Source organism: Blautia sp. NSJ-140 (assembly GCF_022868965.1).
Taxonomy (GTDB): domain Bacteria; phylum Bacillota; class Clostridia; order Lachnospirales; family Lachnospiraceae; genus Blautia_A.
The window spans coordinates 1-24,669 of sequence record NZ_JALIFS010000005.1; the positions used below are offsets into that span (position 1 = coordinate 1).

Below are 24,669 nucleotides of genomic sequence, written 5' to 3' on the forward strand. Positions count from 1 at the left end.
TACCATGAGCAGCCACCGAGAGTTGAATACGGATTAACGGAACTCGGAACAAAAATGCTTCCAATTGTTAATTCACTTGCTGACTTTGGTAACTACTATAAATCACTTATTGAACAGAAATAAGTACGTTAGTATTTGAAAAGCTCGAACAATCAGAATTTGAAAGTGAGATGTATTTTATAAAAAAGAAGATTATATTAACAATAGCATTTGTTATTAGTTTATTACCAATGTTATTAAACCAATATGGTGGAATGAAAGGTGTACAAGAGATTAGTGGTTTAATTAATTTGTATAATCCAATAGGCATTATATCTGTGTTATTTTTTATTATAGGTGTATGGATTCCATTTAAAAATAAAAAAATCAATAAAATTTTTGGTGGATTAGGAGTAGTAGGAATTGTGATTTCTGAAATATACAATTTTTTTACTTGGCACATAATGAATATAACAGGGAAAATGAGTATTCATAATAGTATCGAATTTGCTTTTCCAGAGTTTTATGTTGGATTGGTAATATCTTTAATTATGATAGCTGTTTATTTCTGCATTGATAAAATCGTAAAAGAATAACCAATTCCAGTTTTATTGACCAAGAAATTAAGGAGGATTCATAATGAGTGAGAAAACAGGGATTACTTTCATGTAAACAAGATTAATCCGGCTTGCTTCAGAAGAGTGGCATTTACCTGTTGAACAGATTATCCACTTGTTTAAAGAAGCTGATGTTCTTGGATATATAGAAAAATGTTATGGAATTTTTCATTGTGAAAGGTGAGAAGATATGGCTGAAGTAACAATTCCAAAAGAAAAAATGGATTATACAATCGACCTTCTTATCACTATGGTGACAGAAGAAATCGCAGAAGAGACGGGCAAGGACAGAAAAGAGGTATTGACAGATTTTCTATGTTCAAAGACAGGAAAAGCACTGTATGATGAGAAAACAAAGCTGTGGTGTAATGGTCCGGCATATATAGCTGAATTGTATAGGGAAGAATTAAAAAAAACAGGATATCATATTTGAAATGAATGCATATCCGGATGGTGTTGAAAACTTCCACTATTGGAACACAGAGAACGTTCCCACCGGCTGATCAGTAAAATCGTTATCTCAGAACCGCAGGAGAAAGACGGAACAGAAAATTACCGCCGTACTCCTGAAACGGTCACAATGGAAATTCATTTCGAGCCAGTATTTTCTCATAAAAGACATAAAACAGTTGATATCCGGTTATGAGCAAGCAACGAAGCGGAGCGGATCGCAAATATCCGCCTGACTTAGCTCCGAACTTACAATTCCACATCAAGCTGCTGTTCTTCAATATGATGGCGCTTTGCATAACCAGTAAGCATCAGCGTCAGCGCACCGTCACCGGTCACGTTGCATGCAGTTCCGAAGCTGTCCTGCAGTGCAAAGATGGTAAGCATCAATGCAGTGCCGGAGCTGTCGAATTTCAATATTCCGGTGATGATGCCAAGGGATGCCATGACAGTTCCGCCGGGAACACCGGGAGCTCCGATGGCAAAGATACCCAGAAGAAGGCAGAACAGAACCATGGTACCCAGTGTTGGAACGGAGCCGTACAGGATCTTTGAAATCGCCATACAGAAGAAAACCTCTGTCAGAACGGAGCCACAGAGATGGATGTTTGCAAACAGAGGGATCCCGAAGCTGACCAGATCCTTGCGGAGCGGTTTTGCCTTGGAGGCACACTGCAGTGCAACGGCCAGTGTGGCTGCAGATGACATGGTCCCTACGGCAGTCAGATAGGCAGGACCATAATGGCGGACAACCTCCAGAGGATTTTCTCCGGAATAGATGCCTGCAAGGATGTAAAGAAGAGCCATCCAGATAAAATGCCCGGCAAGCACCAGTACGATGATCTTCAGAAAAACAGGCAGCTGTCTGGTAATGGTTCCCTCGTAGGCAAGGCTGCAGAAGGTAGTGCCGATGAACAGCGGAAGAATGGGGATGATGATCCGTGCAACCAGAGAAAGAACGATCTTCTGAAATTCATCCAGAAGTCCTGTGATCAGCTTCGCTTTTGTCCAGGTAGCGGCAAGGCCCAGCATCATTGCAAAAACAAGAGCACTCATAACGGACATGATCTGCGGGATCTCCAGTTCAAAGATCACCTCCGGCAGCTGCTTCAGTCCTGCAGCATAGGAATGGATGGAAAGATGTGGAATGATCAGAAAACCGGAGGCTGTGGAAAAAAGCGCTGCGCCAACAGAGGAGCCGTAAGCGATGACAACCGCAACTCCCAGCATCAACGAAGCATTTTTGCCAAGCCGGGTAATGGACGGAGCGATAAAACCCAGCACGATCAGCGGTACGCAGAAGGTAATGACCTGGCCCAGAATGTACTTGATAGTAACTGTGATATTGAGAACTGCCATGGAGATTCCGTTGGTGCTGTACCTGTTCAGGATAAGTCCGGCTATGATCCCCAGGATCACAGCGACCAGCAGCTTAAATGGCAGACTGTCGAAAAAAGATGTTTTTTTCATTGGAAAACCTCCTCGGATAGTATAAAATAAAGCCAGAGTTTATTATAAAGGTATTTGATAAAAATCACAAGGAGTAGGATGAAATGATTTATCTGGATAACGCGGCTACAAGCTTTCATAAGCCGGACTGTGTGCCGCGTGCTGTGGTGGAAGCCATGCAGCATGCAGGAAACAGCGGAAGGGGCAGCAGCGGAGAAGCAATGGCAGCCTCAAGACTTATTTTTAATACAAGATGCCAGATCGCAGAGATGTTTGACATATGGGGACCGGAATGTGTGGCCTTTACATCCAATGACACGGAAGCGCTCAATATCGCCCTGCAGGGAACACTTCATCCGGAGGAAGAAACTGTCCACGCGATCTGTACGGAGATGGATCACAACAGTGTGCTCCGTCCACTGTATCGCCTGGAAAAAAACGGCATGAAGCTTACGATCCTGCCTGCAGACTGCAAGGGACGGATCTCCCTTACGGAGCTTGAAGCAGCCATCCGTCCGGAGACGAAGGTGATCGTCTGTACCCACGCTTCCAATCTGACAGGAAATCTCAATGATATCCACGCCATCGGTGAGATCGCACAGAAGTACCAGAAGCTTTTTATTGTGGATGCTGCCCAGACAGCAGGAGTATTTCCGATTTCCATGAAAAAAGATCATATAGATATTCTTTGCTATTCCGGACATAAGGGCCTTATGGGACCTCAGGGCACAGGAGCCATCTGTGTTCGGCCGGGGGTAGCTGTGGAGCCTCTGAAGGTAGGCGGAAGCGGCGTCCTCACCTTTCAGAGGGAGCATCCGCAGGATATGCCGGAGGCACTGGAGGCAGGAACCCTGAACAGCCACGGGATCGCAGGTCTTGGTGCAGCAATCAGCTGGATCAGGGAAACCGGGACAGAACAGATCCGAAAAAGAGAGCAGCAGCTGATGTGGCGTTTTTATGACCAGGTAAAGGAAATTCCGGGAGTCACCCTGTACGGAGATTTTTCCGGAGAAGAACGCTCCCCTGTGGTGACTCTGAATATTGCAGGGATGGACTCGGCAGAAGTGGCCATGATCCTTGATGAAGAGTACGGGATCAGTGTAAGAGCCGGCGGCCACTGTGCACCGCTGATGCATAAAGCACTTGGAACCGAAAAAACAGGAGCCGTCCGCTTCAGCTTTTCTTATTTTAATACGGAAGAAGAGGTGGAGGTGGCTGCCAGAGCGGTAAAAGAGCTTGCTTTGGAATAAGCGGCGAAAGACGGACAGAAAGGACACAAAACATGTATCAGACAATATATGATGTGGTAGAAAAAAGAGGGCGTGTAAAAACAGGAATCCTTCTGAACGGAAAGGATGCCGGGCTGAAATATCTTTCGGAAGAAGGCAGCTTTTTTTATCCGGAGGGATCAGAAAGAAATAAAGAAGCAGAAGAATTCCTGAAGGCTTCCGTGGAAGCAGCCGTGGAAACCGGCGTTGTGAAAAACGGAGACAGGGAGATATTTGTGGAAACTTACGAGAAGAATCCCAGGCTGATCATACTGGGTGGCGGCCATGTTTCTCTTCTGGTAGCAGAGATCGGCAGGATGCTGGGCTTTCATGTAACAGTTATGGATGACCGGGAGGAATTTGTGACTGAGGAAAGATTTCCCATGGCAGATGAGAGGATCTTTGGAGATTTTGATACCCTGTCCGACAGGATCCCTCCCTATGAAAATGCCTACTATGTAGTGGTGACACGAGGCCATCTGGGAGATTCTGCCTGTGCAAGAGCGATCCTTAAGAGACCCTTTGCATATTTCGGAATGATCGGAAGCAGGACAAAGGTGCGGATCACCAGGGAAAAGCTCCTGAAAGAGGGATTTACGGAGGAACAGCTGGATCAGATCCATGCCCCCATCGGACTTCCCATCGGAGGACAGATGCCGGCTGAGATCGCCGTGAGCATCATGGCGGAGATCGTGCAGGAGAAAAACCGGCATTTCCGTACCTACTGTGATGAGGAGGTGGAGGCAGCAGTACGCCGCAGGACACCGGGAACCATGGTCACGATCATCGAAAAGAAGGGTTCCTCTCCGAGAGGAACCGGGAGCAAGATGTTCGTATTCCGGGACGGAAGCACGGCAGGAAGCATCGGCGGCGGAAAAGTGGAGTTTGAAGCCGGAAAACACGCAGGAAATATCCGAAATACGGAAACAAAGGTTTACGAGCTGGGGCAGGGAGCAGGAGATCTGGGAATGATCTGCGGCGGAACTGTCCGGGTGCTTTTTGAGCCGGTAAATATGTGAAAGAACCGGCCAGGACTTGCATAATATTGAAGAATCGTGTATATTGGACGCAGAGAATTTTTTACCGGCGTATAAGGAGGAAACAGGTAAAATGAAGAAAAAATGTATTATGGCTTTGATAATAGGCGCGGCTTTCCTTGCACAGGGCTGTGGATATGAGGAAGGAACCGATGCAGTGGTAACAGTAGTAGATTCCACACCGACGCCGGAGCCCACAGAGAAGCCGAAGGCAACTGCAACACCCACACCGGAAGCAGCGGCAGCTGATTCCACAGCGGACGGAGCGGCAGCGGCGGCAGACTCCACCACAGCTGGGGCAGCAGATCCCGCAGCACAGACAGCAGCTACGGAGCAGACCCCAAGCGGCATCAACGTACAGGCTCAGGATGCCACCTACTATGCAGTGGAGGGTGTGAATTTACGTTCTGACGCCAATGCAGAGGCAGAGTTCGTGGCAGGTGTCCTTTCCGGAGAATCCCTGAAGTGTACCGGTGTCTGTGACAATGGATGGATCCGTGTGGATTATAATGGCCAGACCTGCTACGCATCCGGCGATTACGTCAGCACAACCCCGCCGGTAGGAGCAGTGGCAGCAGATACTACCGCAGAAGCAGCACAGTAGAGCACAGACTACAGGCTTTGACCAGATCAGGGAAATCCTGATCCTGCTTCAATTGCAGATATCTCCTTGATATAATAAAAAACAGGCAGCTGTATCCGATGAAATACATCGATACAGGATGCCTGTTTTTTTGTTTCGGCATATAGTCCAGTCCGTTCAGAACACAAGGATTATGCCAGCGGATCGTACCTGCAAATCATTCCGGATAAACAAGACGATCCGGTTTGATATCGTAGAGAACCTCGTTCAGGAATTTCTTTGCCAGATATTTTGCCATGCCAAGGTTCATATCCAGATAATTTCCGCAGTCCTTGGGAGAGGCTCCCGGGATCTCACCCTCAAAATCACGGATGAATTCAAACATCTCGATCATCAGCGGAACGATATCTCTGGATTCATAATCCCCGTTAAGAAGAAGATAATTTCCGGTACGGCAGCCCATAGGACCCCAGTAAATGACCTTCGGGCCAAACTCCTTATGGTTCCGCAGGAAGGTAGCCGCCAGATGCTCCATGGCATGAAGCTCGGCTGTGTTCATAACAGGCTCCTCATTGGGAGAAGTCATACGGATATCGAAGGTGGTGATCACCTGATCTCCGACCGGATCCTTACGTGAAACGTATACGCCAGGCTGAAGCTTGATATGGTCAATGGTAAAACTTGTGATCTTTTCCATGTTGATTCCTCGCTTTCTACTTATATGTACGGAGCCCATGATAAGCTCCATACATGATTTTAGCAGAGAACCGGAAGAGATACAAGGCAAAAACAAAGGGAATCCTGCACGTTACTGAAAACGGAGTGAATAGTAACTCCTGTACCTGGTTTCGTGTAAAGTTGACTTTATGAAAAGATGATGTTAAACTGAGAAAAGCTTACAGGGGGAAAGTGAAAAGCTCACCTGAAAATGCCGGAACAGGCGTTTTTGGGATCTGATAAGGAGGACTTATAAATATGAAACGTAAGGTTTTAGCCGTATTATTTGTGACAGCTCTTACCGCAGGAATGCTTTCCGGATGCGGAAGCACAGACAGCACTTCTGACAAAGCAGACAAGAAGGAAGAATCTCTGGAGGAAGAAACCTCAGAAGGACAGACAGGCGTAGATGAAGAGACAGCAGCCAATGCAGTATCCGAGGAGGAGGCTGAGGCGGCAGGCTTTTCAGATCATGAAGAAAGCGCCGATGATCAGGAGGCTTCCGGTAATGCAGGGGACACTTCACATGAAACCGAAGCTTCTGCAGACAGTACAGAGGATACAGACAGCGCAGACGGAGAATTTTCCGATGGTTCCGAGGATGCACAAATGGCAGGAACAACTGTGATCGATACCAGCCAGCAGCTGACAGGAACCCATCATGCTGCCATCACCGTAAAGGACTATGGCGAGATCGATGTAGAGCTAGATGCAGACACTGCACCCATCACAGTCACAAATTTTGTAAAGCTGGTACAGGACAATTTTTATGACGGTCTGACCTTCCACCGGATCATTGACGGATTTATGATCCAGGGCGGAGATCCAAACGGAGACGGAACCGGCGGAGCAGAGGACACCATCAAGGGCGAATTTTCCAGCAATGGAGTGAAGAACGATATTTCTCATGTAAGAGGAACCATTTCCATGGCACGCAGCACAGATCCGGACAGCGCAAGCTCTCAGTTCTTTATCGTACAGTCTGATTCCACACATCTGGATGGCGACTATGCTGCATTCGGACACGTGACCTCCGGGATGGACATTGTAGACCAGATCTGCAAGGACGCCAAGCCGACAGACGGCAACGGAACCATTGCAAAGGACCAGCAGCCGGTGATCGAGAGTATCCGTATGGTTGACTGACAGGAGGGACAGGGATGCTGAAAGGGAAAACAGTGCTTCTTGGCATCACAGGAAGTATTGCTGCGTACAAGATCGCATATCTGGCAAGTGCATTACATAAGCTTCATGCAGATGTTCATGTACTGATGACAGAGAATGCAACGAACTTTATCAATCCGATCACATTTGAAACACTGACCGGGAATAAATGCCTGGTGGATACCTTTGACCGGAACTTTCAGTTCCAGGTAGAGCACGTATCCATTGCCAAGAAGGCAGATGTTGTGATGATCGCACCAGCCAGTGCAAACGTGATCGGAAAGCTGGCCAATGGCCTTGCGGACGATATGCTCACCACTACGGTAATGGCCTGCAGATGTCAGAAAATTCTTTCACCGGCCATGAATACCGCCATGTATGAGAATCCCGTGGTACAGGACAATATCCGGAAGCTGAAAAACTACGGATATGAGGTGATCACACCGGCCAGCGGCTACCTGGCATGCGGAGATATCGGAGCCGGAAAAATGCCGGAACCGGAAACCCTTCTGGAATATATCCTGAAGGAAGCCGCCTTCCAGAAAGACCTTGCCGGCAAAAAGCTCCTGGTAACGGCCGGACCTACCCAGGAGGCCATCGACCCGGTCCGCTGTCTCACCAACCATTCATCCGGAAAGATGGGATACGCCATTGCAAAAATGGCCATGCTCAGAGGAGCGGAGGTTACGCTGGTAAGCGGACCTACTGCTATTGAGCCGCCCCTATTTGTGAAGGTCGTACCTGTGACATCTGCCAGAGATATGTTTGAAGCAGTCACCGGCTTAAGCGATGAACAGGACATCATCATTAAGGCTGCCGCAGTGGCAGACTACCGTCCGAAGCAGGTCAGCGAAGACAAGGTTAAGAAAAAAGACGATCAGGCTTTCATAGAGCTGGAGAGGACAGACGACATTCTGAAATATCTGGGCCAGCACAAAAAGCAGGGCCAGTTCCTCTGCGGATTTTCCATGGAGACCAGAGACATGATCCGTAATTCCAGAGCTAAGCTTGAGAAGAAAAACCTGGATATGGTGGCAGCCAACAACCTGAAGGTAGAGGGCGCCGGATTCCAGGGAGATACCAATGTCCTGACTCTGATCACACAGGATGAAGAAGTGTCACTCCCGCTTATGAGCAAGGAGGATGCAGCGTTAAAGATCCTGGATAAGATCCTTCTGCTTACCACAAAGGCAGAAGCGTAGCTACAGAGCCGGTCGGAGAGCCGGTTTCAACAACGAAAAGCGGAATAAAAAACTCACCGCTTTCCATCACCGTATTGTATCCGCAGAAAACGCCGGGAAATGCTGTATTTCCGGAAACATTCACAGAGCGGAACGGTAACAAGGAGGAGAAGAAATGAAAAACAACAGATTTACAACAGCGCAGCTTACGTTACTGGGCCTGATGGCAGCAATCCTTCTGCTGATGGCCTACACACCACTGGGATATCTGAATATCGGGCCACTGGCCATTTCCTTTAACGTGATCCCGGTAGCCATCAGTGCAGTCGTCCTTGGACCCGTAGGAGGAGCTGTGGCAGGTGCGATCTTCGGCCTGACCAGCTTTCTCCAGTGCATCGGAGTAGGCGGCTCCAGTGCAATGGGAGTTGTGCTTTTCGGTATCAATCCGGTATTTGCCTTTATCCAGCGCTTCATCCCACGTCTCCTGGACGGTATCTGCCTCGGATATATTTTTAAAGGCATGCGAAAGGTCAGCAATACCTATGTGGCATGTGCAGTAACTGGATTCTTTTCCGCATTCCTGAATACCCTGTTCTTCATGTCAGCACTTGTAGGATTGTTTGGAAATACCGATTATGTAAAAAATCTGATGGGCGGTCATAACATCATCATCGGCTGCTGTCTCATGGTAGGGATCAACGCAGTATGCGAAATGATTTCCTCCACAGTGATCACAGGAGCAGTGGGAGCTGCACTTTCCAAGGCACATCTGATCCCATCCGAGCAGATCAGCCGTGAGAAGACAAAAGCATAAAGACAGGGAAAATAAAATTATGATTTTAGCAATTGATATTGGAAATACCAACATAGTCGTGGGCTGCATCGATGACAAAAAAACATATTTCATCGAGAGACTTTCTACCGTAAGAACAAAAACAGAACTGGAATATGCAGTAGATCTGAAAACCTTACTGGAAATCTACCACATCAAAAGGGCAGACATAGAAGGATGTATTATTTCATCTGTAGTCCCGCAGATTACCAACATTGCCAGGCTGGCAGCAGAAAAAATCCTCAAAAAAGAAGTCATGGTCCTGGGACCCGGAGTAAAAACAGGTCTGAACATCATGATGGATAACCCAGGACAGCTGGGTGCGGATCTTGTGGCAGACGCTGTGGCAGGATTAAATGAATATCCGGTTCCGTTTATTGTGATCGATATGGGAACCGCCACTACAGTTTCGGTTGTCAACAGTAAAAAGCAATACATTGGCGGAATGATCCTTCCTGGTATCGGAATATCCCTGGATGCACTGACAGCCAGAGCATCCCAGCTTAGCGGGATCAGCATTGATGCCCCGAAGTATGTGATCGGGCGCAATACCATCGAATGCATGAAAAGTGGCGTGCTCTACAGCAACGCAGCAGCTATCGACGGGATCATTGACCGGGTGGAAGAAGAGCTTGGTGAGAAAACAACCGTGATCGCAACAGGCGGTCTTGCAAAAAAGATCATTTCTCATTGTAAGAAAGAAATCATTCTGGATGAGGACCTTCTGCTCAAAGGACTCCTTGTGATCTACAAAAAAAATAAATAAATAAAAAAAATCAGCTGCCGGTGCAGGAAACACGTACCGGGTAGCTGATTTTTTTACTGTGCAAATGCTCTGCGGAAATCCTCAGGCACAGGCGCCAGGAAACACATAGGCTCCCCGGTGATCGGGTGGGCAAATTCCAGCTGGAAGGAATGCAGGGCCTGGCGTCCGATCCGGTCAAAAACCGGATGATACAGAAAATCCCCCGGCAGCGGACAGCCGATATACTTCATATGCACCCGGATCTGATGTGTCCTCCCCGTATCCAGATGCAGCTCCACAAGAGCATATCCATTGCTGACTGCAAGACGCTCATAATGCGTTACAGCAGTCTCCCCACGCTCAAAATTAACCTCCCTTGTGATCACAGAAGCATCCATTCTGGCAACAGGAGCGGAGATCGTTCCCCTTTCCGGCGGGATCCCGTCAGTAAGGGCAAGATAGGTACGCCGGATCTGGCGCTGCTTCATCTGAGAAGAGAGAAGTGCACCGCTCAAAGGGTTCTTGGCCAGCACCAGCACCCCCGTGGTATCCCTGTCCAGCCGGTTGATGCAGCGGTAGACAAAAGCCTTTCCCTGCTGCTTATAATACCAGGTAACACCGTTGGCAAGAGTATTCTCATAGTTCCCCGCAGACGGATGCACAGGCATATCAGCAGGCTTGTTCAGCACAAGGATATCCTCATCCTCATACAGGATATCCAGAGGCAGTGGTACCGGAATAATGGAAGACTCCGATTCGTCCCCGGCCTCCTCCGGAACAAGGATCCGAAGAACATCCCCCTCCCTCAGGACCGTTCTGCCAAAAGCCGGCTGCCCGTTCAGTAGGATCGCCTGCTCCGCCCGCTTCATAGTAGTCAATATATGTTTGGAAAAACCCTTTTTCCGAAGAAAACCAAGAACATTTTCCCCGGACTCCCCGGTTAAGATCGTATAGGTAATAATTCTCTCCATAGAAAAAATCCTTTTCTGAAATTTAGCAGACCAAAAGCCAGATCGCGCGGCCTGCGGGTATAGTATAGCATTTGGGCATGGAAATGTCGATTAGGCATAAAAAAAGAGCTGGTACAAGAGGAAACATCCTTGGACAGCTCGTGGATTATGGGGATTGTGTCGCTTATTATCTTCATTAGCGAAAAAAACTTATAACACTGTTAAATGCTGGCTTTTCTGGCACAGCTGACCACGATTTTGACCACTAATCATTGGAAAGAAAAAAGAAAAAATACCTGAAAAGTATTGATTTTACGCGGATTTGCGTAAGAAAAAAGTGACCACTTTTTGTGACCACTAATGTTAGATTTCGATGATTCTCAGACGATTTATTCACTTTTTGATACATAAATGCTGCATATCTCGCTTAAAAAGTGACATTATTAGCATGCTGCATACCTTGGCACGCCTTGACAAAGGAAAATATCAATGGTATCCTTTAAAATGGCTGTGAAATATGTCTTTTTAGGTCTGTGACTTATGAAGATATTAAGCGATACCTGACAGCAGAAAGAGATGCCATGAAAACAGGATACAGTATCAAAACATGGAAAATGCGGCTCTTTTGTCCGGAAAAGCAGATGATCGAAACAACAGAAGCCCTGTATCGGGAAGCCGTAGCCTTTTACTATGAGCTCCTGAAAGAAAGAGAAGAACTCTGGGCCGAAAATCTGCTGACCATCCAGGGACATCTGGAAAAGCTTACCGTTCCCGGAAGAGACGGAAGAGAACCAAAGTACATCCCGCCAGGCGGAAAGCTCCCCGTTTACTTTCGGAGATCTGCCATGAACAAAGCTGCAATGGCAGTAAAGACCGCAGCAAGCGCTGAAAGCTTCCCCGAAAAGATCGATGCCAATATCACCTTTTTCAAGGGAATGTACAGAGACCTGACAGACACCTCCGTAGTGCTGAAGCTCTGGAACGGAAAGAAATGGATCTGGGTATCCTGCGGACTTACAGGACGTCCCTTCCCAAAGGAAGCAGCGATCCTTTCACCAACACTGGTCCATGAGGAAAAATGGCTCATGTTCCATGTACCTGTCAAGCAGGAAAACTCCGATGCTCGGACAGCAAAGGAACGAATGCAGGAAGGCGCCAGAGTATGCAGTGTCCGCTTTACCAATACGGACAGCTTTGCAGTATGCACAGTTCTGGATGAAGGATCCAGGCAGCTGGCTGTAAAAAACTGCAGAGGCGGAAATGCATACCGACATCATTGCAGAGCTTTGTTGAAAAAAGTAGAAGCATCCAGGGCATTTACCGATAAAGACAACGTTAGTCAGCCAAACAGGAAATATTACATGCATCTCAAGCACCTGAATGAACATTACGCACATCAGGTCAGCAAGGAGATTATGGATTTTTGCAAAGAAAATCAGACCGGGATACTGGTACTGCCGGAGTATGATGAAGATTTTTCCAGGATATCTATGTACAGAAGCGGCAATTATTCGCCCCTTCACTTAAGTATCCGCATCCGGAATTATCTGAAATACAAAGCCTGGGCAGAAGGAATCCTGGTACTTGAGCTACGCACCGACGGAACAGAAAAGCAATGTTCCATCTGCGGAGCCACCGGAAAAAAACAAGGCAGTGTATTCATCTGCCAGAATGGCCATCAGGTCAACCGCTTCCTGAACGGCGCCCGAAACCTGGGCCGCAAATGCCAGGAAAGCTTCCGGAAAAACAACAAATAAAGTTAATAAGCGGCAGAAATGCCTCTTATATATAAATGCTGAGCAATCAGCAAGAGAGGAAGCGCCAGTGACGCTTCCTTTCCGGTTGAATACCGCCAGGCGGCCCAACGCAGGCGTCGCCGAAGAACTGTGCCTTTTGGTGCGGGGTGTATTCGAAGTTATAAGAATGTGAACGTATAGGATTAATTAAAAATATTAGTAAGAAGATGCGAGCATCTTCTGTAAGGATGGAAAGTATTGAGAGAAAAAAAGGTTAAAGAGCCGCTACGGATAGCGATGTTTGGGCATAAGAGAATACCTAGTCGGGAGGGTGGCGTGGAAATTGTTGTCGAAGAACTGTGTACCCGTCTGGTGAGAGACGGACATACAGTTGTTTGTTACAACAGAGCTGGACATCATGTAAGTGGCGCAGAATATGATGCAAAAATTAAAAACCAATATAAGGGGATAAAACTGAAAACAGTTCCCACTATTGAAAAAAAGGGACTGGCAGCAGTTAGTTCTTCTTTTTTTGCGGCTCTATGCTGTGCATTAGGAAGATACGACGTAGTACATATTCATGCTGAAGGACCAGCATTTTTTGCGTGGTTGCCCAAATTATTTGGGAAAAAAGTTGTAGTGACCATACATGGAATCGATTGGCAAAGAGAAAAATGGAAAAATGGATTTGGTTCAAAATTTATCCGTCAGGGAGAACGAAATGCAGTGAAATATGCTGATGAAATAATCGTTCTGAGCAAAGGTGTTCAGGATTATTTTCAGGAAACATATGGTAGAAAAACACATTTTATTCCTAATGGAGTGAATCGTCCAGCTATTAAAAACGCAGAAATCATTACAGAAAAATATGGTCTTACAAAAGATTCATATTTTCTCTTTCTTGGCCGGTTGGTACCTGAGAAGGGGATTCGGTATCTGGTGGAAGCGTTCAAACAGATAAAAACAGATAAGAAACTGGTAATCGCTGGAGGCTCTAGTGATACAGATGAATTTGCCTGCAAACTGAAAGAGTTATCTAAAAGTGACAGTAGGATTATCTTTACTGGATTTGTACAGGGAGAGATATTAGATGAATTATATAGTAATGCATACGTTTATACTCTCCCGTCAGATTTGGAAGGAATGCCGTTAAGTTTGCTAGAAGCAATGAGCTATGGGAATTGTTGCCTGGTTTCGGACATTCCTGAATGTACGGAAGTGGTGGAAAATAAGGCAGTAATTTTCAAGAAATCGAATGTGAGTGAATTAGTTCGTAAGCTTCAAGAGAATTGTGATAATTCAAGAAAAGTTCGGGAATTGAAGAAAGTAGCGTCGAATTTTATTTTAAATAAATATAATTGGGATGATGTAGTTAAGAAAACAGAAATAATATATGAAAATAAATGAAAGCGAAATTTAAAATAAAAAGATTGAGGTATTAAAGGAATGTCTAATAATAGTGAAAAAAAATTAAATGGTACAGTTATTGTTACTTATCGTTGTAATGCACGATGCTCTATGTGTAATCGTTATAAAGCTCCTTCGAAACCGGAGGAAGAAATCAGTATTGAAACTATTAAGAAATTACCCAAGATGTATTTTACAAATATTACGGGTGGAGAGCCATTTATTCGGAGTGATTTGAAGGATATTGTTCGCGAATTGTATAAGAAGTCTGATCGCATTGTTATTTCTACAAATGGATTTTTTACAGATCGTATTGTTGATCTTTGTAAAGAGTTTCCTCAGATTGGTATTCGCATTTCTATTGAAGGATTAGAACAGACCAATAATGAAATTCGTGGTTTGCAGAACGGATATCAGAGAGGCTATAGTACATTAAAAAAACTTCGAGAAATGGGTATGAAAGATGTTGGATTTGGTATGACAGTACAAGATAAAAATGCTTCTGATTTGGTTCCGCTATATAAAATATCTGATGAAATGGGAATGGAGTTTGCAACTGCATCTTTACATAACAGTTTCTATTTTGTAGAAGCTAAAAATATTATTCATAATCGCCCAATGGTTGCAAAAAATTTTGAAAATTTAGTAAATGAGTTGCTTCGTAGTAATAGCCCTAAAAAATGGTTTAGGGCGTATTTTAACCATGGTTTGATTAATTATATTTATGGCCAAAAACGTTTATTACCTTGTGATATGAGTTTTGATACATTTTTCATTGATCCGTATGGTGATGTTATGCCATGCAATGGAACAAAGGATAAAGAAGTTATGGGCAATTTGAATGTTCAGACTTGGAATGAGTTATGGAATAGCCCAGAAGCTGAGTCTGTTAGAAAAAAAGTTCGCCATTGTGATAGAAATTGCTGGATGATTGGATCTGTTTCCCCAGCGATGCACAAATATATTTGGAAACCTGCAATTTGGGTTATCGTTCATAAGTTAAAAGCTCTGTTTTCAAAACATCCATATAGTATGTATGAGAACAAAATTTGTTGTGAATATCGCGATGGAAGGGTGTCAAAAGAGAAACTGGACAAATGTAGTACATGTGATAACAATTGTGTGGTCAATAATGGTTTGAGTGAAGCATCCCAGGAGCAGTTAAAACATAAAAGCGGTGAGGAAATAGTAAATGAAGATATTGCCAAACAGTTTAGATAATAGTGTAGAGAATGTTGCTGTTATAATGTCCACATATAATGGAGAGCGATATATTCGGGAACAAATAGAATCTATTCTAAACCAAAAAAAAGTTTCTGTATTATTGTTTATTAGAGATGATGGATCAAAAGATAATACAAGAAAAATCATAAAAGAATATTGTACAAATTATAGGAATGTTATATGGATTGATGAGCTTAAAAAAGAGAATTTAGGAGTTAGAGATAGTTTTTTGCGTTCGCTTACTTTTGTATATAAGAATTATCCGGATATTCATTATTTTTCATTCTCAGATCAAGATGATTACTGGATGGAGGATAAATTATTTGAGGGCGTATGTAGATTAGAGAAATCAAAAAATACAAAAGGTGCTCTTTATTATACAAATAAAATATTTGTGGATAAAAATCTCAATGAAATAAAAAAAGAAAATATTGTCTACTACAATGATTATATGGAAATATTGTGGCCATCATTAGCTTCAGGATGCACCATGATTTTTAATCGTAGCTTAGTATATTTTACGTTGAAAAATTACCCTAAAATAAATTGTATACATGATTCATGGATATATCGACTTGCGAAATGTATAGGCTCAGATATCTATTTTGATGAAAAACCATTAATTTTATATCGGCAGCATGATATGAATGTGTGTGGAATGAAAACAACAATTCTTCACCATGATTTACGATATATGTTGAATAATATGTTTAAAAATATTTTTTCTTCGCGAGAACATATTATTCAAAATTTTGTAAAAGAATTATATCTAGCGAAAGAAGATATGACGTCAGAATCTAAATATTATTCAGAAATAATTATAGATTATAACTATAATATAAAACATAAATTTAAACTTATGTTTATCAAAGGATTTTCGAAACGAAAAATAAAAACGCGCATGGTATGGATTTATAAAGTTATATTTAATATGATTTAATAGAAAAGAGGAATGTTTGATGAAACAGAAAAATAATTTTCAAATACAAGAAAATTTTAATGAAGATTTGAAAATATTACAGTCATGTGAATTAGAAAATTTTAAACTTTTTAAAAAAATATGTGATGACAATAATCTTAGATATTATATGATAGGGGGAACATTAATCGGTGTAGTTAGACATAATGGTTTTATACCATGGGATGACGATATTGATATTGGTTTGCCAAGACCGGATTACAATAAATTTTTGGAAATTGCACCTAAGTATCTACCTGAATATATGGAGATTGTAACAAAATCTTCAGATCCTAATTTCAAATGTTATTTTACAAGAATGATTAATAACAAAAAGAAAATATATTGGGATCAGGGAGGGTACAAAGCAAAAATAGGTGTTTGGATGGATGTTTTTCCTATAGATGGCTTGCCAGATAATAGAATTTTAAGAAAACTACAAGTTTTTAAAGTGCTTTGGTGGAAAATGCTATATAAGTTTACACAAATTGATTATGTAATGACCAACCGTGAACGAAGCAAAATGGAATGGTTAATAATTAAGTTTGCACAAATTACTCATATTGGAAAAATACTTTCGGCTGAAAAAACATTAGATAAATTAGATAAACAACTTCAGAAATATGACTTTGATAAGGTGAATTATGCATGGAATTTTTCAGGTGGACATGGTTTAAAAGAAATAATGCCGAAACGCTTATGGGATGGAAAACGAACAGGACTATTTGAAGGACTTAAAGTATCAATTCCGGAAAATACAGAGGAACATCTTTCATATATTTTTGGGGATTATATGACTCTTCCTCCGGAAAATGAGAGGGTAACTCATTCAATTCAATTTGTCGAGGATTAAAAAAGTAATTCGAGGAGAAATAAAATGAATATTGGAGTGATTTTTGCAGGTGGAGTAGGAAGCCGTATGCATAGTAAAGATCGACCGAAACAATTTCTTGATATTTATAATAAGCCAATAATAGTTCACACAATTGAACATTTTCAGAATAGTGAAGATATAGATTCAATAGTTGTTGTTTGCATTGAAGGATGGATCGATTATATGAATCAACTTGTTTATCAATATAGATTAAATAAGGTGAAGAAAATTGTTCCAGGCGGAAAAACAGGACAACTATCTATTTATAATGGATTGATTGCTGCACAAGAAATTGCAAGAGATGAAGAGAATATTGTGCTTATTCACGATGGTGTAAGACCGTTGATCAATGAGGAATTGATAAAAAGAAATATTCAAGATGTTAAAGATTATGGAAGCTCAATTACAAGTGGGATAGTAAAAGAAACTATTGTTGAAATATATGATAACAACGATATAAAATTAGTTCCGGATCGTGCACACTCTCGAGTAGCAAAAGCTCCTCAGTGTTTTTGGCTGAAAGATATACTAAGCGCACATAAAAAGGCAATGAATGAACAAAGTTTTAATTTTATTGATTCATGTAGTATGATGAAATATTATGGATATAAACTCCATATGACAGATGGACCATATGAAAACATAAAAATTACTACGCCCGATGACTTTTATATGATGAGAGCAGTTTTGCAAGCTAAAGAAGATGCTCAGTTATATACACCTTATTAAAACGGTGATTAATTCAAAATAAGGAGTTGAAACGATGCTTTATTTATTGCTTTTATTTCTGATATTATTAATGTTATTGACGTTAATGATATTAGATAAAGATATATTTTCTCCATCATTTATAGTTTGTGCTGTTTTTTTTCTGAGCACGCTAGGATGTATTGTTAACGCTAGGTACTGGAAAACTGAAATAAGTATGGCAACAATATTAGTAATTGTTGGTGGATGTCTGGTTTTTTCTGTTATAGGTATAGTATGTAATAGTTGTTGTAAAAACATTTATGGGAAAAGAAATGCAAATGAAATATTTGAATTAAAACTAATAAAAGTTGATAATTGGAAAATCGTATTGATTTTATTAGTAAATTTAGTATTGATTTATTTACAGATAAAATTTGTAAATAATGTCATTGCAATGGCTTCTTCGAAATCCCTTTTATCGTGGGGAATGAAGATGGAATACTATAGAAATATAGTAAGTTATGACTCCTCAAATCTTCATATAGTTATTCCTTCTTATATAAATATTTTAAATAAAGCATCTATGATTCTTTCTTATATATTTGTATATATATGTGTTAATAATTTTTTAGTAAAAAAAGACTTTAAACTAATAAAAAGGTTTAATGTTATGGAAATGTTGCCAGTTATAGCGTACATATTATTTAACTTAGTATGCTCATCCAGGGGAGCTATTCTTCAAATATTTATAGCAACTATGGTCATGTATCATTTACTTTACCATAAACAAAATGGATGGAATAAACACTATAATATAAAAGCTTTAGTCAAAATAGTAGTAATTGCAACAGTTTTACTTATCATATTTGTGGAATTGAGAGATATTGTTGGAAGAAATTACTCAGAAACAGCCAAAAGTCCATTGTATTATATATGTTGCTATATTGGAGGGTCTATCCATTTATTAGATGATTTTATTAAAAAACCTATAGATGGATCTCAAATATGGGGAAAAGAAACATTTTATTCTATTATTCGATTCATTGGACAAAGATTTAATATTAAAGATTGGATATATATTTCGCATCTTGAATTTAGATATTCGAATGGCCTGAATGTTGGAAATATATATACAGCTTTTAGAAAGTATATTTATGATTTTGGATACTTTGGTGTGATTTGGTGTACTGCGCTTGTTTCATTTATATATAATCAAATATATTACACCATAAAATATAGTAAAAAAAGAAGTGTATTGTATGATATTTCTATTATATTTTTTGGATATATTGCTTATGGATATTTTTATATGTCAATACAGGAGCAACCACTATCTGCCATTCTTTGTACAACTACTATTATTATGCCTATATTATTTATGTTGGTTGTTTATTGTTTGAAATTAAAAGTTAGATTTTTAAAAATTAGATTTTGTAGGAGATGAAAAAAATGAAAAAAGGATTAGCACAAGTCCTTTTTGCAAATATTATTTTTTTACTTGTTGGAATTGTAAGTAATTTTTTATTACCTAAATATTTATCTATAGAATCGTATTCGTATATAAAAACGTATGCTTTATATATTTCTTATGCCGGTTTTTTCCATTTAGGATACAATGATGGAATGTACTTAAAATATGGTGGAAAAAAAATAGAAAATATATCAAAAAAGGATTTAAGTACAAATTTTTTGAATTATATTTTTGTACTATTGATTGCATCAATTGGTTTAGTAATATTTGGTGGAATAAGAAAGAGTTTCATAATGTATGCTTTTGCGGTTGGAGTATTTGCTACAAATTTCATAGGATATTTTAAAAGTTTCGCCCAGGCAATTGGGGAGTATAATTTATATGGAAAAGCATTAAATTATGAAAAAATTCTAGTCTTGATATTTGATCTTTTGCTCATTTTTCTGTGTAATACAGATAATTATAAACTCTATTTAAGCGTTCAAGTTTTGGCAAGTATAATTATAGCTGTCATTTTATGTTATGGAGTCAGTAGAAAAACTGGGATATTAAAAGGTGGAAAATTCTCTATTTCGGAAATAATAATTAATATCAGGCAAGGATTTATTTTGATGTTAGGGAATTTTTCAAGTTCTATATTTACAGGAATGGATCGTTGGTTTGTAAAAATATTGATGAATTCATTTTATTTTGCACAATATTCATTTGCGGTAAGTGTTGAACAGATTATTAATGTCTTTATTACACCAATTACTGTATCCATGTATAACTATTTTTGTAGAGAAACGAATATAGATAATATCAAAAAAATCAAAAAATTTGTATTAATTTGGGGTTGTTTGATTATTGGAGGCGCATTTCCATTAAAGTTCATTATTGAATGGATTTTACCCAAATATAAAGAAAGTTCAGGATTAATATTTATTTTATTTGCGGCACATGCATTTTATACCGTTATAAAGGGTATTTATGTCAATTATTATAAATCAAAATTATTACAAAAAATATATTTTTGGCAATTAAGTGGAATGACAGTAGTTGCTTTTGTGACGAATTGCATAGCATATTATTTGCTTAAATCTATGTATTCATTTGCTTTTGCAACTTTATTAACAGCACTGTTGTGGTATATTGTATGTGAAATTTTAACTAAAGAATTACGAGCGGATATTAGAGAAAATATTGCATTTGCTTTAATGGTATCCATGTATTTGGTATGTGGATTAAAAATGAGTGCAATTATAGGATGTATTTGTTATGTAATTGCATTTGGTCTTATTTTGATTTTTTTAATGAGAGATACATTAATGGAGATTATAAAAGAAATTAAAATGATATGTAATAAATTACTTAAAAAAAAGGAAAATGGATATGAATGATTTAAAAGAAAAGACAATATTAATAACAGGTGCAACGGGGCTTATTGGACAAGCAGTAATAAAAGAACTTTTAAAAACAAATAATTATATAAAAATTATTGCTTTGGTAAGAAATAAGGAAAAAGCATATCAAATATTAGGAAAAGAAACAGAAAATCTTGAATTTTATTTTGGAAATGTTGAAACAATTACTCCTCAAAAAATGAATGTTGATTATATCATTCATGCTGCTAGTCAAACATCAAGTAAATTATTTGTTGCAAATCCAGTTGAAACATCTTTGACAGCGCTTATTGGAACAAAAAATATGCTTGATATTGCAAGACTTAGCTCTGTTGAGGGATTTGTATATCTATCAAGTATGGAGGTATACGGAGCACCAACAACTGATGACAAAATATTTGAAAATTACAATACAAATATAGATACAATGAAAGTTCGCTCATGTTATCCTGAAAGCAAAAGAATGTGTGAAAATTTATGTGTATCTTATGCATCAGAATATAATGTGCCAGCAAAGGTAATTAGGCTTACGCAAACTTTTGGACCCGGTGTAAGATATGATGATGGAAGAGTTTTTGCTGAATTTGCAAGATGCGTTATAGAGAAAAAAGATATTATTCTTAATACTAAAGGTGAAACTAAGCGGAGCTATTTGTATACAGAAGATGCAGCAAAAGCTATTTTGACTATTTTGAAAGAGGGAATTGCTGGCGAGGCATATAATGTGGCAAATGAAGATACGTATTGTTCTATTTATGAAATGGCACTGTTAGTTGCTCAAAAATGTGCGCATAACAATATTTCAGTAAGAATTAAAGAAAATATGAATGAAAATTTGGGATATGCGCCAGTTCTCCATATGAATCTGGATACGTCAAAAATCAGGAAACTCGGATGGAAGCCTTTATATGGCCTTGAAGAAATGTTCAAAAAAATGATTGATTCGATGAAAACATTGATTTAAGATGCAGGGAAAAATAATAAATGAACAAAAAGGCAAGAATTATTGAATTAGATTATTTAAAAGGAATAGGAATTTTTTTAGTGGTATTAGGACACACTATTTTACTTCAGAATGCGTTATCTACAAAGTATGTAATTTTGGCTAGATTTATTTATTCTTTTCATATGCCACTTTTTTTCATAGCAAGTGGTATTATTTCTGGTTTACAAAGAAATTTACAATGTAATATAGTCAAAACAGCTAAAAAACTTCTGATTCCTTATTTTTTCTGGAGCTTTGTATATATAATTTTGTTTGCAATACAAAACAAGGTTTCATTATTGGAAAGAGTATATGCAACAATAACATGTCGTGGAATTGCACCACTTTGGTTTCTTGCAACACTGTTTGTAACTAAGATCTTTCTTTCTGAATATGAAAAAAGAATAGAAAACTTCATTACTTCAAAAGTAAAGAGACAAATATTATTGATTCTTATTTGCTTGGTATTAGCATTAGCTTTAAAAGTGCTTGTAAAAAATATACAAAGCCCGATTATATGCTATCCAATAATATCAGTTGCCAGAGTGTTTCTAGCTACAATATTTGAGTCAATGGGATATTTAATAGGACTAAATTGGAAAAGTATATGTCAGTATAAAAAAGCCTTTTTTATGATATCAGGGTTATGTTTTTTTATAGTGCAAAGCATAACACAAAATACTGTTAATATGCATACATATACTTTTGATTCTTTAGTAATTTTTATTATTACTGGTTTAACGGGGACATTATTTTTATTAGAAACTTGTTTAATGCTACCAAGAAACATTAAAGTTTTAAGTGAAATTGGAAAATCTTCTATGGATATTATGATTTTGCATTATCCACCTATGCCAATTTTGAAGGTATGTATAATAGTCGGTACATTATTGAAAAATGATGTAGCAATTGTCCTGATTACTATAATGGCGCTTTTTATTACATTCGAAATTCATAAATTATTCTTGGAACCTATACGAAAAAGATATTTATTATGAAATTGAGAGGAATTCCATGTAAATATATAAGTGCCTCAAAACCTTGTGTAGTGACTAATGCATTTCTTCTTGTTTACTGTAAAAACATGATATTAATGAGGTAATGCTTATGACCAGAACAAATCAAGAATCAGTAGCAACTTTTGGAGAGTTCCTTTGATCTACACCTTAGACTTATTCCTGGGCTTAACAGAATCGTACCATATTCAACGATAATCGACTTTCAATCTTAATATATATATGCCAGAAGATTTTAACTCTGCTACATTCAGAAACTTTTGTAGATACTAAAACAGTTATGATGCGGCGTATTGCAGAAGGATTCACCCGAATCCTTTTTTCTGTGAAGCAAAGGGTTTCTGAAAATAGACTCTAGGAGATTGAGGATCAGGTGAACTTCACTGTGTATGTACCGAAGGTAGATGAGCATTTTGTGGGCAGTCTGGCAGTTATTCCTCTGCAGCTTCTGGGTTATTATGTTTCTGTTGCTAAGGGTCTGGATGTCGATAAGCCGAGAAATCTTGCAAAGAGTGTTACAGTGGAGTAAAAAATACGTGTACAAGGCTGATTTATTTGCAGATTTGTGATATACTAAAATGCGAGTGAAAGACTGAAATAAAAATAATGCCGTGTGTGAAACACATGCTCCTTCAGAGCCAAAGCACACACGGTATATTTTAAATACCGCTATATAGTTTATAACGAAAATAAGACAAACTAAAAAGGAGTACAAAAAAATGAACTTATCTAAAATACACCACATCGCCATCATCGTATCTAACTACGAATCCGCCAAAGACTTCTACGTAAACAAGCTTGGCTTTTCCATCATCAGAGAAAACTATCGTTCAGAGCGCAGGGACTGGAAGCTGGATCTACGTGTGGATGAGCACACGGAGCTGGAGATTTTTGCAGAACCAAATCCACCGAAGCGGGTGAGCCGTCCGGAGGCTTGTGGTCTGCGTCATCTTGCTTTCTGTGTGGAGAGTGTGGAGCAGACGGTGAAAGAGCTGGCGGAGGTCGGGATCGAATGTGAGCCGATCCGTGTGGATGATTTTACCGGTAAGAAGATGACGTTTTTTCATGACCCGGACGGACTGCCGCTGGAGCTGCATGAGTAAGAGGAAATGGAGCAAATGATATTTCGTAAGGCAGTAAAAGATGATTTTGACAACATAAAATCTCTGTACTGGGAGCTGATCAATCAGGAGCAGGGTGATCCATCGTTTCCACATTGGAAGAAAGGTATCCATCCTTCTGATGAAATGCTGCGTAACAGTATTGATAAGAAGGAACTGTATGTTCTGACAGATGGCGGCGAGATGACCTTCAAAATGTATGAGCTGGTTTTGTAATCTATGGGTGAGAAAAGAGCGTATAAACCAAGAAGGCCCGGAGGTGGCCGTAGGAAATCTAAGCCGGAGTATGATGCCGGGAAGATCCTTAAGGAACTGATGAATCCGTCTGTTGTGCTTTATGAAGAGGGGATGTCTTTGCAGGCCATTGCAGATGAGCTGGGGCTGAATCCGATCAAGGTTCGGAAGCTGCTTATCACGGCCGGTGTGTATGTATCGGATATGGCGGAGAAGGTGCAGGAGACCTTTGATGATTTCAGAAAAACACAGGATCATAAAGCTGCTGTCCTTTCAACTGCAAATGCTCTTGGCCTGTCCAGGTCCTCTGTTACTTCATATCTTCCGTACAAAAAGGGTGTGTATTTTCCAGGTACAGCACCGGCAGATAAGATCAGTGTTGGAGCCGAGCGGCAGCGGAGGTACAGAGCGATGAAGCGTTGGAGGAATGCCCCAACAGAAGAAGGATCAGCAGATGTTCGTATAACAGCGAGATCAAAATGAAATAATGGTTGACAGAACCGGGAAAGAGCGTACTGTTCGAGTGGGATTTGCATATGTTGCACAAAGTAAAACAGCCATCAACTTGTTATTTGCTCTATGAAATGATAAAATCAAAA

General features: G+C 40.0%; 27 protein-coding genes and 1 pseudogene. 25 read left to right on the plus strand and 3 right to left on the minus strand.

Translation table 11 applies throughout. The annotated features are described in order from the left end of the window. The 4 genes and pseudogenes from MUB50_RS07175 to MUB50_RS07190 all read left to right on the plus strand — a co-directional run. Nucleotides 1-123: winged helix-turn-helix transcriptional regulator (locus MUB50_RS07175; RefSeq protein ID WP_244790872.1), on the plus strand; the 123-nt coding region annotated here is incomplete at its 5' end. Between the two features lie 47 nt (nt 124-170). Continuing rightward, nucleotides 171-575, plus strand: a complete 405-nt coding sequence (locus MUB50_RS07180) for a hypothetical protein (protein WP_244790705.1) — start codon at nt 171-173, stop codon at nt 573-575. A gap of 85 nt (nt 576-660) precedes the next feature. Next, a pseudogene (locus MUB50_RS16950) lies at nt 661-774 on the plus strand (DUF3791 domain-containing protein); the annotation flags it as partial. 12 nt (nt 775-786) lie between these two features. Continuing rightward, nucleotides 787-1,029, plus strand: coding sequence for a hypothetical protein (locus tag MUB50_RS07190; protein WP_118515960.1), 243 nt, complete (start codon nt 787-789; stop codon nt 1,027-1,029). A 266-nt stretch (nt 1,030-1,295) separates the two neighbouring features. Here the strand turns inward: MUB50_RS07190 and MUB50_RS07195 are convergent, their stop codons facing one another. Next, a complete protein-coding gene (locus MUB50_RS07195; RefSeq protein WP_244790707.1) occupies nt 1,296-2,516 on the minus strand; it encodes a dicarboxylate/amino acid:cation symporter in 1,221 nt (406 codons plus the stop codon). 83 nt (nt 2,517-2,599) lie between these two features. Here MUB50_RS07195 and MUB50_RS07200 point away from each other — a divergent pair, with 83 nt between their 5' ends. From MUB50_RS07200 to MUB50_RS07210, 3 genes are all read left to right on the plus strand, one after another. Continuing rightward, a complete protein-coding gene (locus MUB50_RS07200; protein WP_244790709.1) occupies nt 2,600-3,745 on the plus strand; it encodes an aminotransferase class V-fold PLP-dependent enzyme in 1,146 nt (381 codons plus the stop codon). A 32-nt stretch (nt 3,746-3,777) separates the two neighbouring features. Further along, nucleotides 3,778-4,782 (plus strand): XdhC family protein, encoded by a 1,005-nt coding sequence (locus tag MUB50_RS07205; RefSeq protein WP_244790711.1) that lies wholly within the window; start codon nt 3,778-3,780, stop codon nt 4,780-4,782. Nucleotides 4,783-4,873: 91 nt separating this feature from the next. Then, a complete protein-coding gene (locus MUB50_RS07210; protein ID WP_118623826.1) occupies nt 4,874-5,404 on the plus strand; it encodes an SH3 domain-containing protein in 531 nt (176 codons plus the stop codon). A 196-nt stretch (nt 5,405-5,600) separates the two neighbouring features. Here MUB50_RS07210 and MUB50_RS07215 read toward each other — a convergent pair whose 3' ends face one another. Then, on the minus strand, nt 5,601-6,080 hold the full coding sequence (locus MUB50_RS07215; protein ID WP_015524777.1) for an S-ribosylhomocysteine lyase: 480 nt from the start codon (nt 6,078-6,080) through the stop codon (nt 5,601-5,603). Between the two features lie 278 nt (nt 6,081-6,358). Here MUB50_RS07215 and MUB50_RS07220 point away from each other — a divergent pair, with 278 nt between their 5' ends. The 4 genes from MUB50_RS07220 to MUB50_RS07235 all read left to right on the plus strand — a co-directional run bounded on the left by MUB50_RS07220 (nt 6,359) and on the right by MUB50_RS07235 (nt 10,043). After that, complete coding sequence (locus MUB50_RS07220) at nt 6,359-7,246, plus strand: peptidylprolyl isomerase (RefSeq protein WP_244790713.1); 888 nt, start codon at nt 6,359-6,361, stop codon at nt 7,244-7,246. A gap of 14 nt (nt 7,247-7,260) precedes the next feature. Continuing rightward, complete coding sequence (gene coaBC / locus MUB50_RS07225; protein ID WP_244790715.1) at nt 7,261-8,466, plus strand: bifunctional phosphopantothenoylcysteine decarboxylase/phosphopantothenate--cysteine ligase CoaBC; 1,206 nt, start codon at nt 7,261-7,263, stop codon at nt 8,464-8,466. Nucleotides 8,467-8,620: 154 nt separating this feature from the next. Then, a complete protein-coding gene (locus MUB50_RS07230) occupies nt 8,621-9,259 on the plus strand; it encodes an ECF transporter S component (protein ID WP_244790718.1) in 639 nt (212 codons plus the stop codon). Between the two features lie 19 nt (nt 9,260-9,278). Further along, on the plus strand, nt 9,279-10,043 hold the full coding sequence (locus tag MUB50_RS07235) for a type III pantothenate kinase (protein WP_244790720.1): 765 nt from the start codon (nt 9,279-9,281) through the stop codon (nt 10,041-10,043). 53 nt (nt 10,044-10,096) lie between these two features. On the opposite strand, the gene MUB50_RS07240 is transcribed toward MUB50_RS07235, so the two are convergent. After that, nucleotides 10,097-10,993 carry an RluA family pseudouridine synthase gene (locus MUB50_RS07240; RefSeq protein WP_244790722.1) on the minus strand — a complete coding sequence of 299 codons (897 nt, stop codon included), beginning with the start codon at nt 10,991-10,993 and terminating at the stop codon, nt 10,097-10,099. A 560-nt stretch (nt 10,994-11,553) separates the two neighbouring features. Here MUB50_RS07240 and MUB50_RS07245 point away from each other — a divergent pair. The 14 genes from MUB50_RS07245 to MUB50_RS07310 all read left to right on the plus strand — a co-directional run bounded on the left by MUB50_RS07245 (nt 11,554) and on the right by MUB50_RS07310 (nt 24,553). After that, nucleotides 11,554-12,729, plus strand: a complete 1,176-nt coding sequence (locus tag MUB50_RS07245; protein WP_244790723.1) for a transposase — start codon at nt 11,554-11,556, stop codon at nt 12,727-12,729. Between the two features lie 276 nt (nt 12,730-13,005). Continuing rightward, on the plus strand, nt 13,006-14,115 hold the full coding sequence (locus MUB50_RS07250) for a glycosyltransferase family 4 protein (protein WP_138277744.1): 1,110 nt from the start codon (nt 13,006-13,008) through the stop codon (nt 14,113-14,115). A 39-nt stretch (nt 14,116-14,154) separates the two neighbouring features. Beyond that, nucleotides 14,155-15,336: a radical SAM protein gene (locus MUB50_RS07255; RefSeq protein ID WP_244790725.1), complete on the plus strand. Its 1,182-nt coding sequence runs from the start codon at nt 14,155-14,157 to the stop codon at nt 15,334-15,336. After that, nucleotides 15,308-16,279: a glycosyltransferase gene (locus tag MUB50_RS07260; RefSeq protein ID WP_138277450.1), complete on the plus strand. Its 972-nt coding sequence runs from the start codon at nt 15,308-15,310 to the stop codon at nt 16,277-16,279. Before MUB50_RS07255 ends, MUB50_RS07260 begins: the two co-directional genes overlap by 29 nt. 19 nt (nt 16,280-16,298) lie before the next feature. Next, a complete protein-coding gene (locus MUB50_RS07265) occupies nt 16,299-17,150 on the plus strand; it encodes a LicD family protein (protein ID WP_244790727.1) in 852 nt (283 codons plus the stop codon). 24 nt (nt 17,151-17,174) lie between these two features. Beyond that, on the plus strand, nt 17,175-17,900 hold the full coding sequence (locus tag MUB50_RS07270) for an IspD/TarI family cytidylyltransferase (protein WP_118368879.1): 726 nt from the start codon (nt 17,175-17,177) through the stop codon (nt 17,898-17,900). Between the two features lie 34 nt (nt 17,901-17,934). After that, nucleotides 17,935-19,305 carry an O-antigen polymerase gene (locus MUB50_RS07275; protein ID WP_118368878.1) on the plus strand — a complete coding sequence of 457 codons (1,371 nt, stop codon included), beginning with the start codon at nt 17,935-17,937 and terminating at the stop codon, nt 19,303-19,305. 5 nt (nt 19,306-19,310) lie between these two features. Then, nucleotides 19,311-20,711 (plus strand): hypothetical protein, encoded by a 1,401-nt coding sequence (locus MUB50_RS07280; RefSeq protein ID WP_118368877.1) that lies wholly within the window; start codon nt 19,311-19,313, stop codon nt 20,709-20,711. Continuing rightward, nucleotides 20,704-21,678: an NAD-dependent epimerase/dehydratase family protein gene (locus MUB50_RS07285; protein WP_244790729.1), complete on the plus strand. Its 975-nt coding sequence runs from the start codon at nt 20,704-20,706 to the stop codon at nt 21,676-21,678. The genes MUB50_RS07280 and MUB50_RS07285 overlap by 8 nt, the downstream gene beginning before the upstream one ends. 20 nt (nt 21,679-21,698) lie before the next feature. Further along, nucleotides 21,699-22,697 carry an acyltransferase family protein gene (locus MUB50_RS07290; protein ID WP_118368875.1) on the plus strand — a complete coding sequence of 333 codons (999 nt, stop codon included), beginning with the start codon at nt 21,699-21,701 and terminating at the stop codon, nt 22,695-22,697. A 391-nt stretch (nt 22,698-23,088) separates the two neighbouring features. Next, nucleotides 23,089-23,244, plus strand: a complete 156-nt coding sequence (locus MUB50_RS07295) for a hypothetical protein (protein ID WP_158293336.1) — start codon at nt 23,089-23,091, stop codon at nt 23,242-23,244. 190 nt (nt 23,245-23,434) lie between these two features. Further along, complete coding sequence (gene gloA2 / locus MUB50_RS07300) at nt 23,435-23,818, plus strand: SMU1112c/YaeR family gloxylase I-like metalloprotein (protein ID WP_244790731.1); 384 nt, start codon at nt 23,435-23,437, stop codon at nt 23,816-23,818. A 15-nt stretch (nt 23,819-23,833) separates the two neighbouring features. Then, nucleotides 23,834-24,052, plus strand: a complete 219-nt coding sequence (locus MUB50_RS07305) for a hypothetical protein (RefSeq protein WP_244790733.1) — start codon at nt 23,834-23,836, stop codon at nt 24,050-24,052. 3 nt (nt 24,053-24,055) lie between these two features. Beyond that, entirely contained in the window at nt 24,056-24,553 is a 498-nt protein-coding gene (locus MUB50_RS07310) for a hypothetical protein (RefSeq protein ID WP_244790735.1), read from the plus strand. Nucleotides 24,554-24,669 lie beyond the last annotated feature (116 nt).

What these genes read in the sequence shown, in the direction of transcription:
- MUB50_RS07180 (WP_244790705.1), top strand. Translation starts at nt 171, where the DNA reads ATGTATTTTATAAAAAAGAAGATTATATTAACAATAGCATTTGTTATT.
- MUB50_RS07190 (WP_118515960.1), top strand. Translation starts at nt 787, where the DNA reads ATGGCTGAAGTAACAATTCCAAAAGAAAAAATGGATTATACAATCGAC.
- MUB50_RS07195 (WP_244790707.1), bottom strand. Translation starts at nt 2,516, where the DNA reads ATGAAAAAAACATCTTTTTTCGACAGTCTGCCATTTAAGCTGCTGGTC.
- MUB50_RS07200 (WP_244790709.1), top strand. Translation starts at nt 2,600, where the DNA reads ATGATTTATCTGGATAACGCGGCTACAAGCTTTCATAAGCCGGACTGT.
- MUB50_RS07205 (WP_244790711.1), top strand. Translation starts at nt 3,778, where the DNA reads ATGTATCAGACAATATATGATGTGGTAGAAAAAAGAGGGCGTGTAAAA.
- MUB50_RS07210 (WP_118623826.1), top strand. Translation starts at nt 4,874, where the DNA reads ATGAAGAAAAAATGTATTATGGCTTTGATAATAGGCGCGGCTTTCCTT.
- MUB50_RS07215 (WP_015524777.1), bottom strand. Translation starts at nt 6,080, where the DNA reads ATGGAAAAGATCACAAGTTTTACCATTGACCATATCAAGCTTCAGCCT.
- MUB50_RS07220 (WP_244790713.1), top strand. Translation starts at nt 6,359, where the DNA reads ATGAAACGTAAGGTTTTAGCCGTATTATTTGTGACAGCTCTTACCGCA.
- coaBC (WP_244790715.1), top strand. Translation starts at nt 7,261, where the DNA reads ATGCTGAAAGGGAAAACAGTGCTTCTTGGCATCACAGGAAGTATTGCT.
- MUB50_RS07230 (WP_244790718.1), top strand. Translation starts at nt 8,621, where the DNA reads ATGAAAAACAACAGATTTACAACAGCGCAGCTTACGTTACTGGGCCTG.
- MUB50_RS07235 (WP_244790720.1), top strand. Translation starts at nt 9,279, where the DNA reads ATGATTTTAGCAATTGATATTGGAAATACCAACATAGTCGTGGGCTGC.
- MUB50_RS07240 (WP_244790722.1), bottom strand. Translation starts at nt 10,993, where the DNA reads ATGGAGAGAATTATTACCTATACGATCTTAACCGGGGAGTCCGGGGAA.
- MUB50_RS07245 (WP_244790723.1), top strand. Translation starts at nt 11,554, where the DNA reads ATGAAAACAGGATACAGTATCAAAACATGGAAAATGCGGCTCTTTTGT.
- MUB50_RS07250 (WP_138277744.1), top strand. Translation starts at nt 13,006, where the DNA reads ATGTTTGGGCATAAGAGAATACCTAGTCGGGAGGGTGGCGTGGAAATT.
- MUB50_RS07255 (WP_244790725.1), top strand. Translation starts at nt 14,155, where the DNA reads ATGTCTAATAATAGTGAAAAAAAATTAAATGGTACAGTTATTGTTACT.
- MUB50_RS07260 (WP_138277450.1), top strand. Translation starts at nt 15,308, where the DNA reads ATGAAGATATTGCCAAACAGTTTAGATAATAGTGTAGAGAATGTTGCT.
- MUB50_RS07265 (WP_244790727.1), top strand. Translation starts at nt 16,299, where the DNA reads ATGAAACAGAAAAATAATTTTCAAATACAAGAAAATTTTAATGAAGAT.
- MUB50_RS07270 (WP_118368879.1), top strand. Translation starts at nt 17,175, where the DNA reads ATGAATATTGGAGTGATTTTTGCAGGTGGAGTAGGAAGCCGTATGCAT.
- MUB50_RS07275 (WP_118368878.1), top strand. Translation starts at nt 17,935, where the DNA reads ATGCTTTATTTATTGCTTTTATTTCTGATATTATTAATGTTATTGACG.
- MUB50_RS07280 (WP_118368877.1), top strand. Translation starts at nt 19,311, where the DNA reads ATGAAAAAAGGATTAGCACAAGTCCTTTTTGCAAATATTATTTTTTTA.
- MUB50_RS07285 (WP_244790729.1), top strand. Translation starts at nt 20,704, where the DNA reads ATGAATGATTTAAAAGAAAAGACAATATTAATAACAGGTGCAACGGGG.
- MUB50_RS07290 (WP_118368875.1), top strand. Translation starts at nt 21,699, where the DNA reads ATGAACAAAAAGGCAAGAATTATTGAATTAGATTATTTAAAAGGAATA.
- gloA2 (WP_244790731.1), top strand. Translation starts at nt 23,435, where the DNA reads ATGAACTTATCTAAAATACACCACATCGCCATCATCGTATCTAACTAC.
- MUB50_RS07305 (WP_244790733.1), top strand. Translation starts at nt 23,834, where the DNA reads ATGATATTTCGTAAGGCAGTAAAAGATGATTTTGACAACATAAAATCT.
- MUB50_RS07310 (WP_244790735.1), top strand. Translation starts at nt 24,056, where the DNA reads ATGGGTGAGAAAAGAGCGTATAAACCAAGAAGGCCCGGAGGTGGCCGT.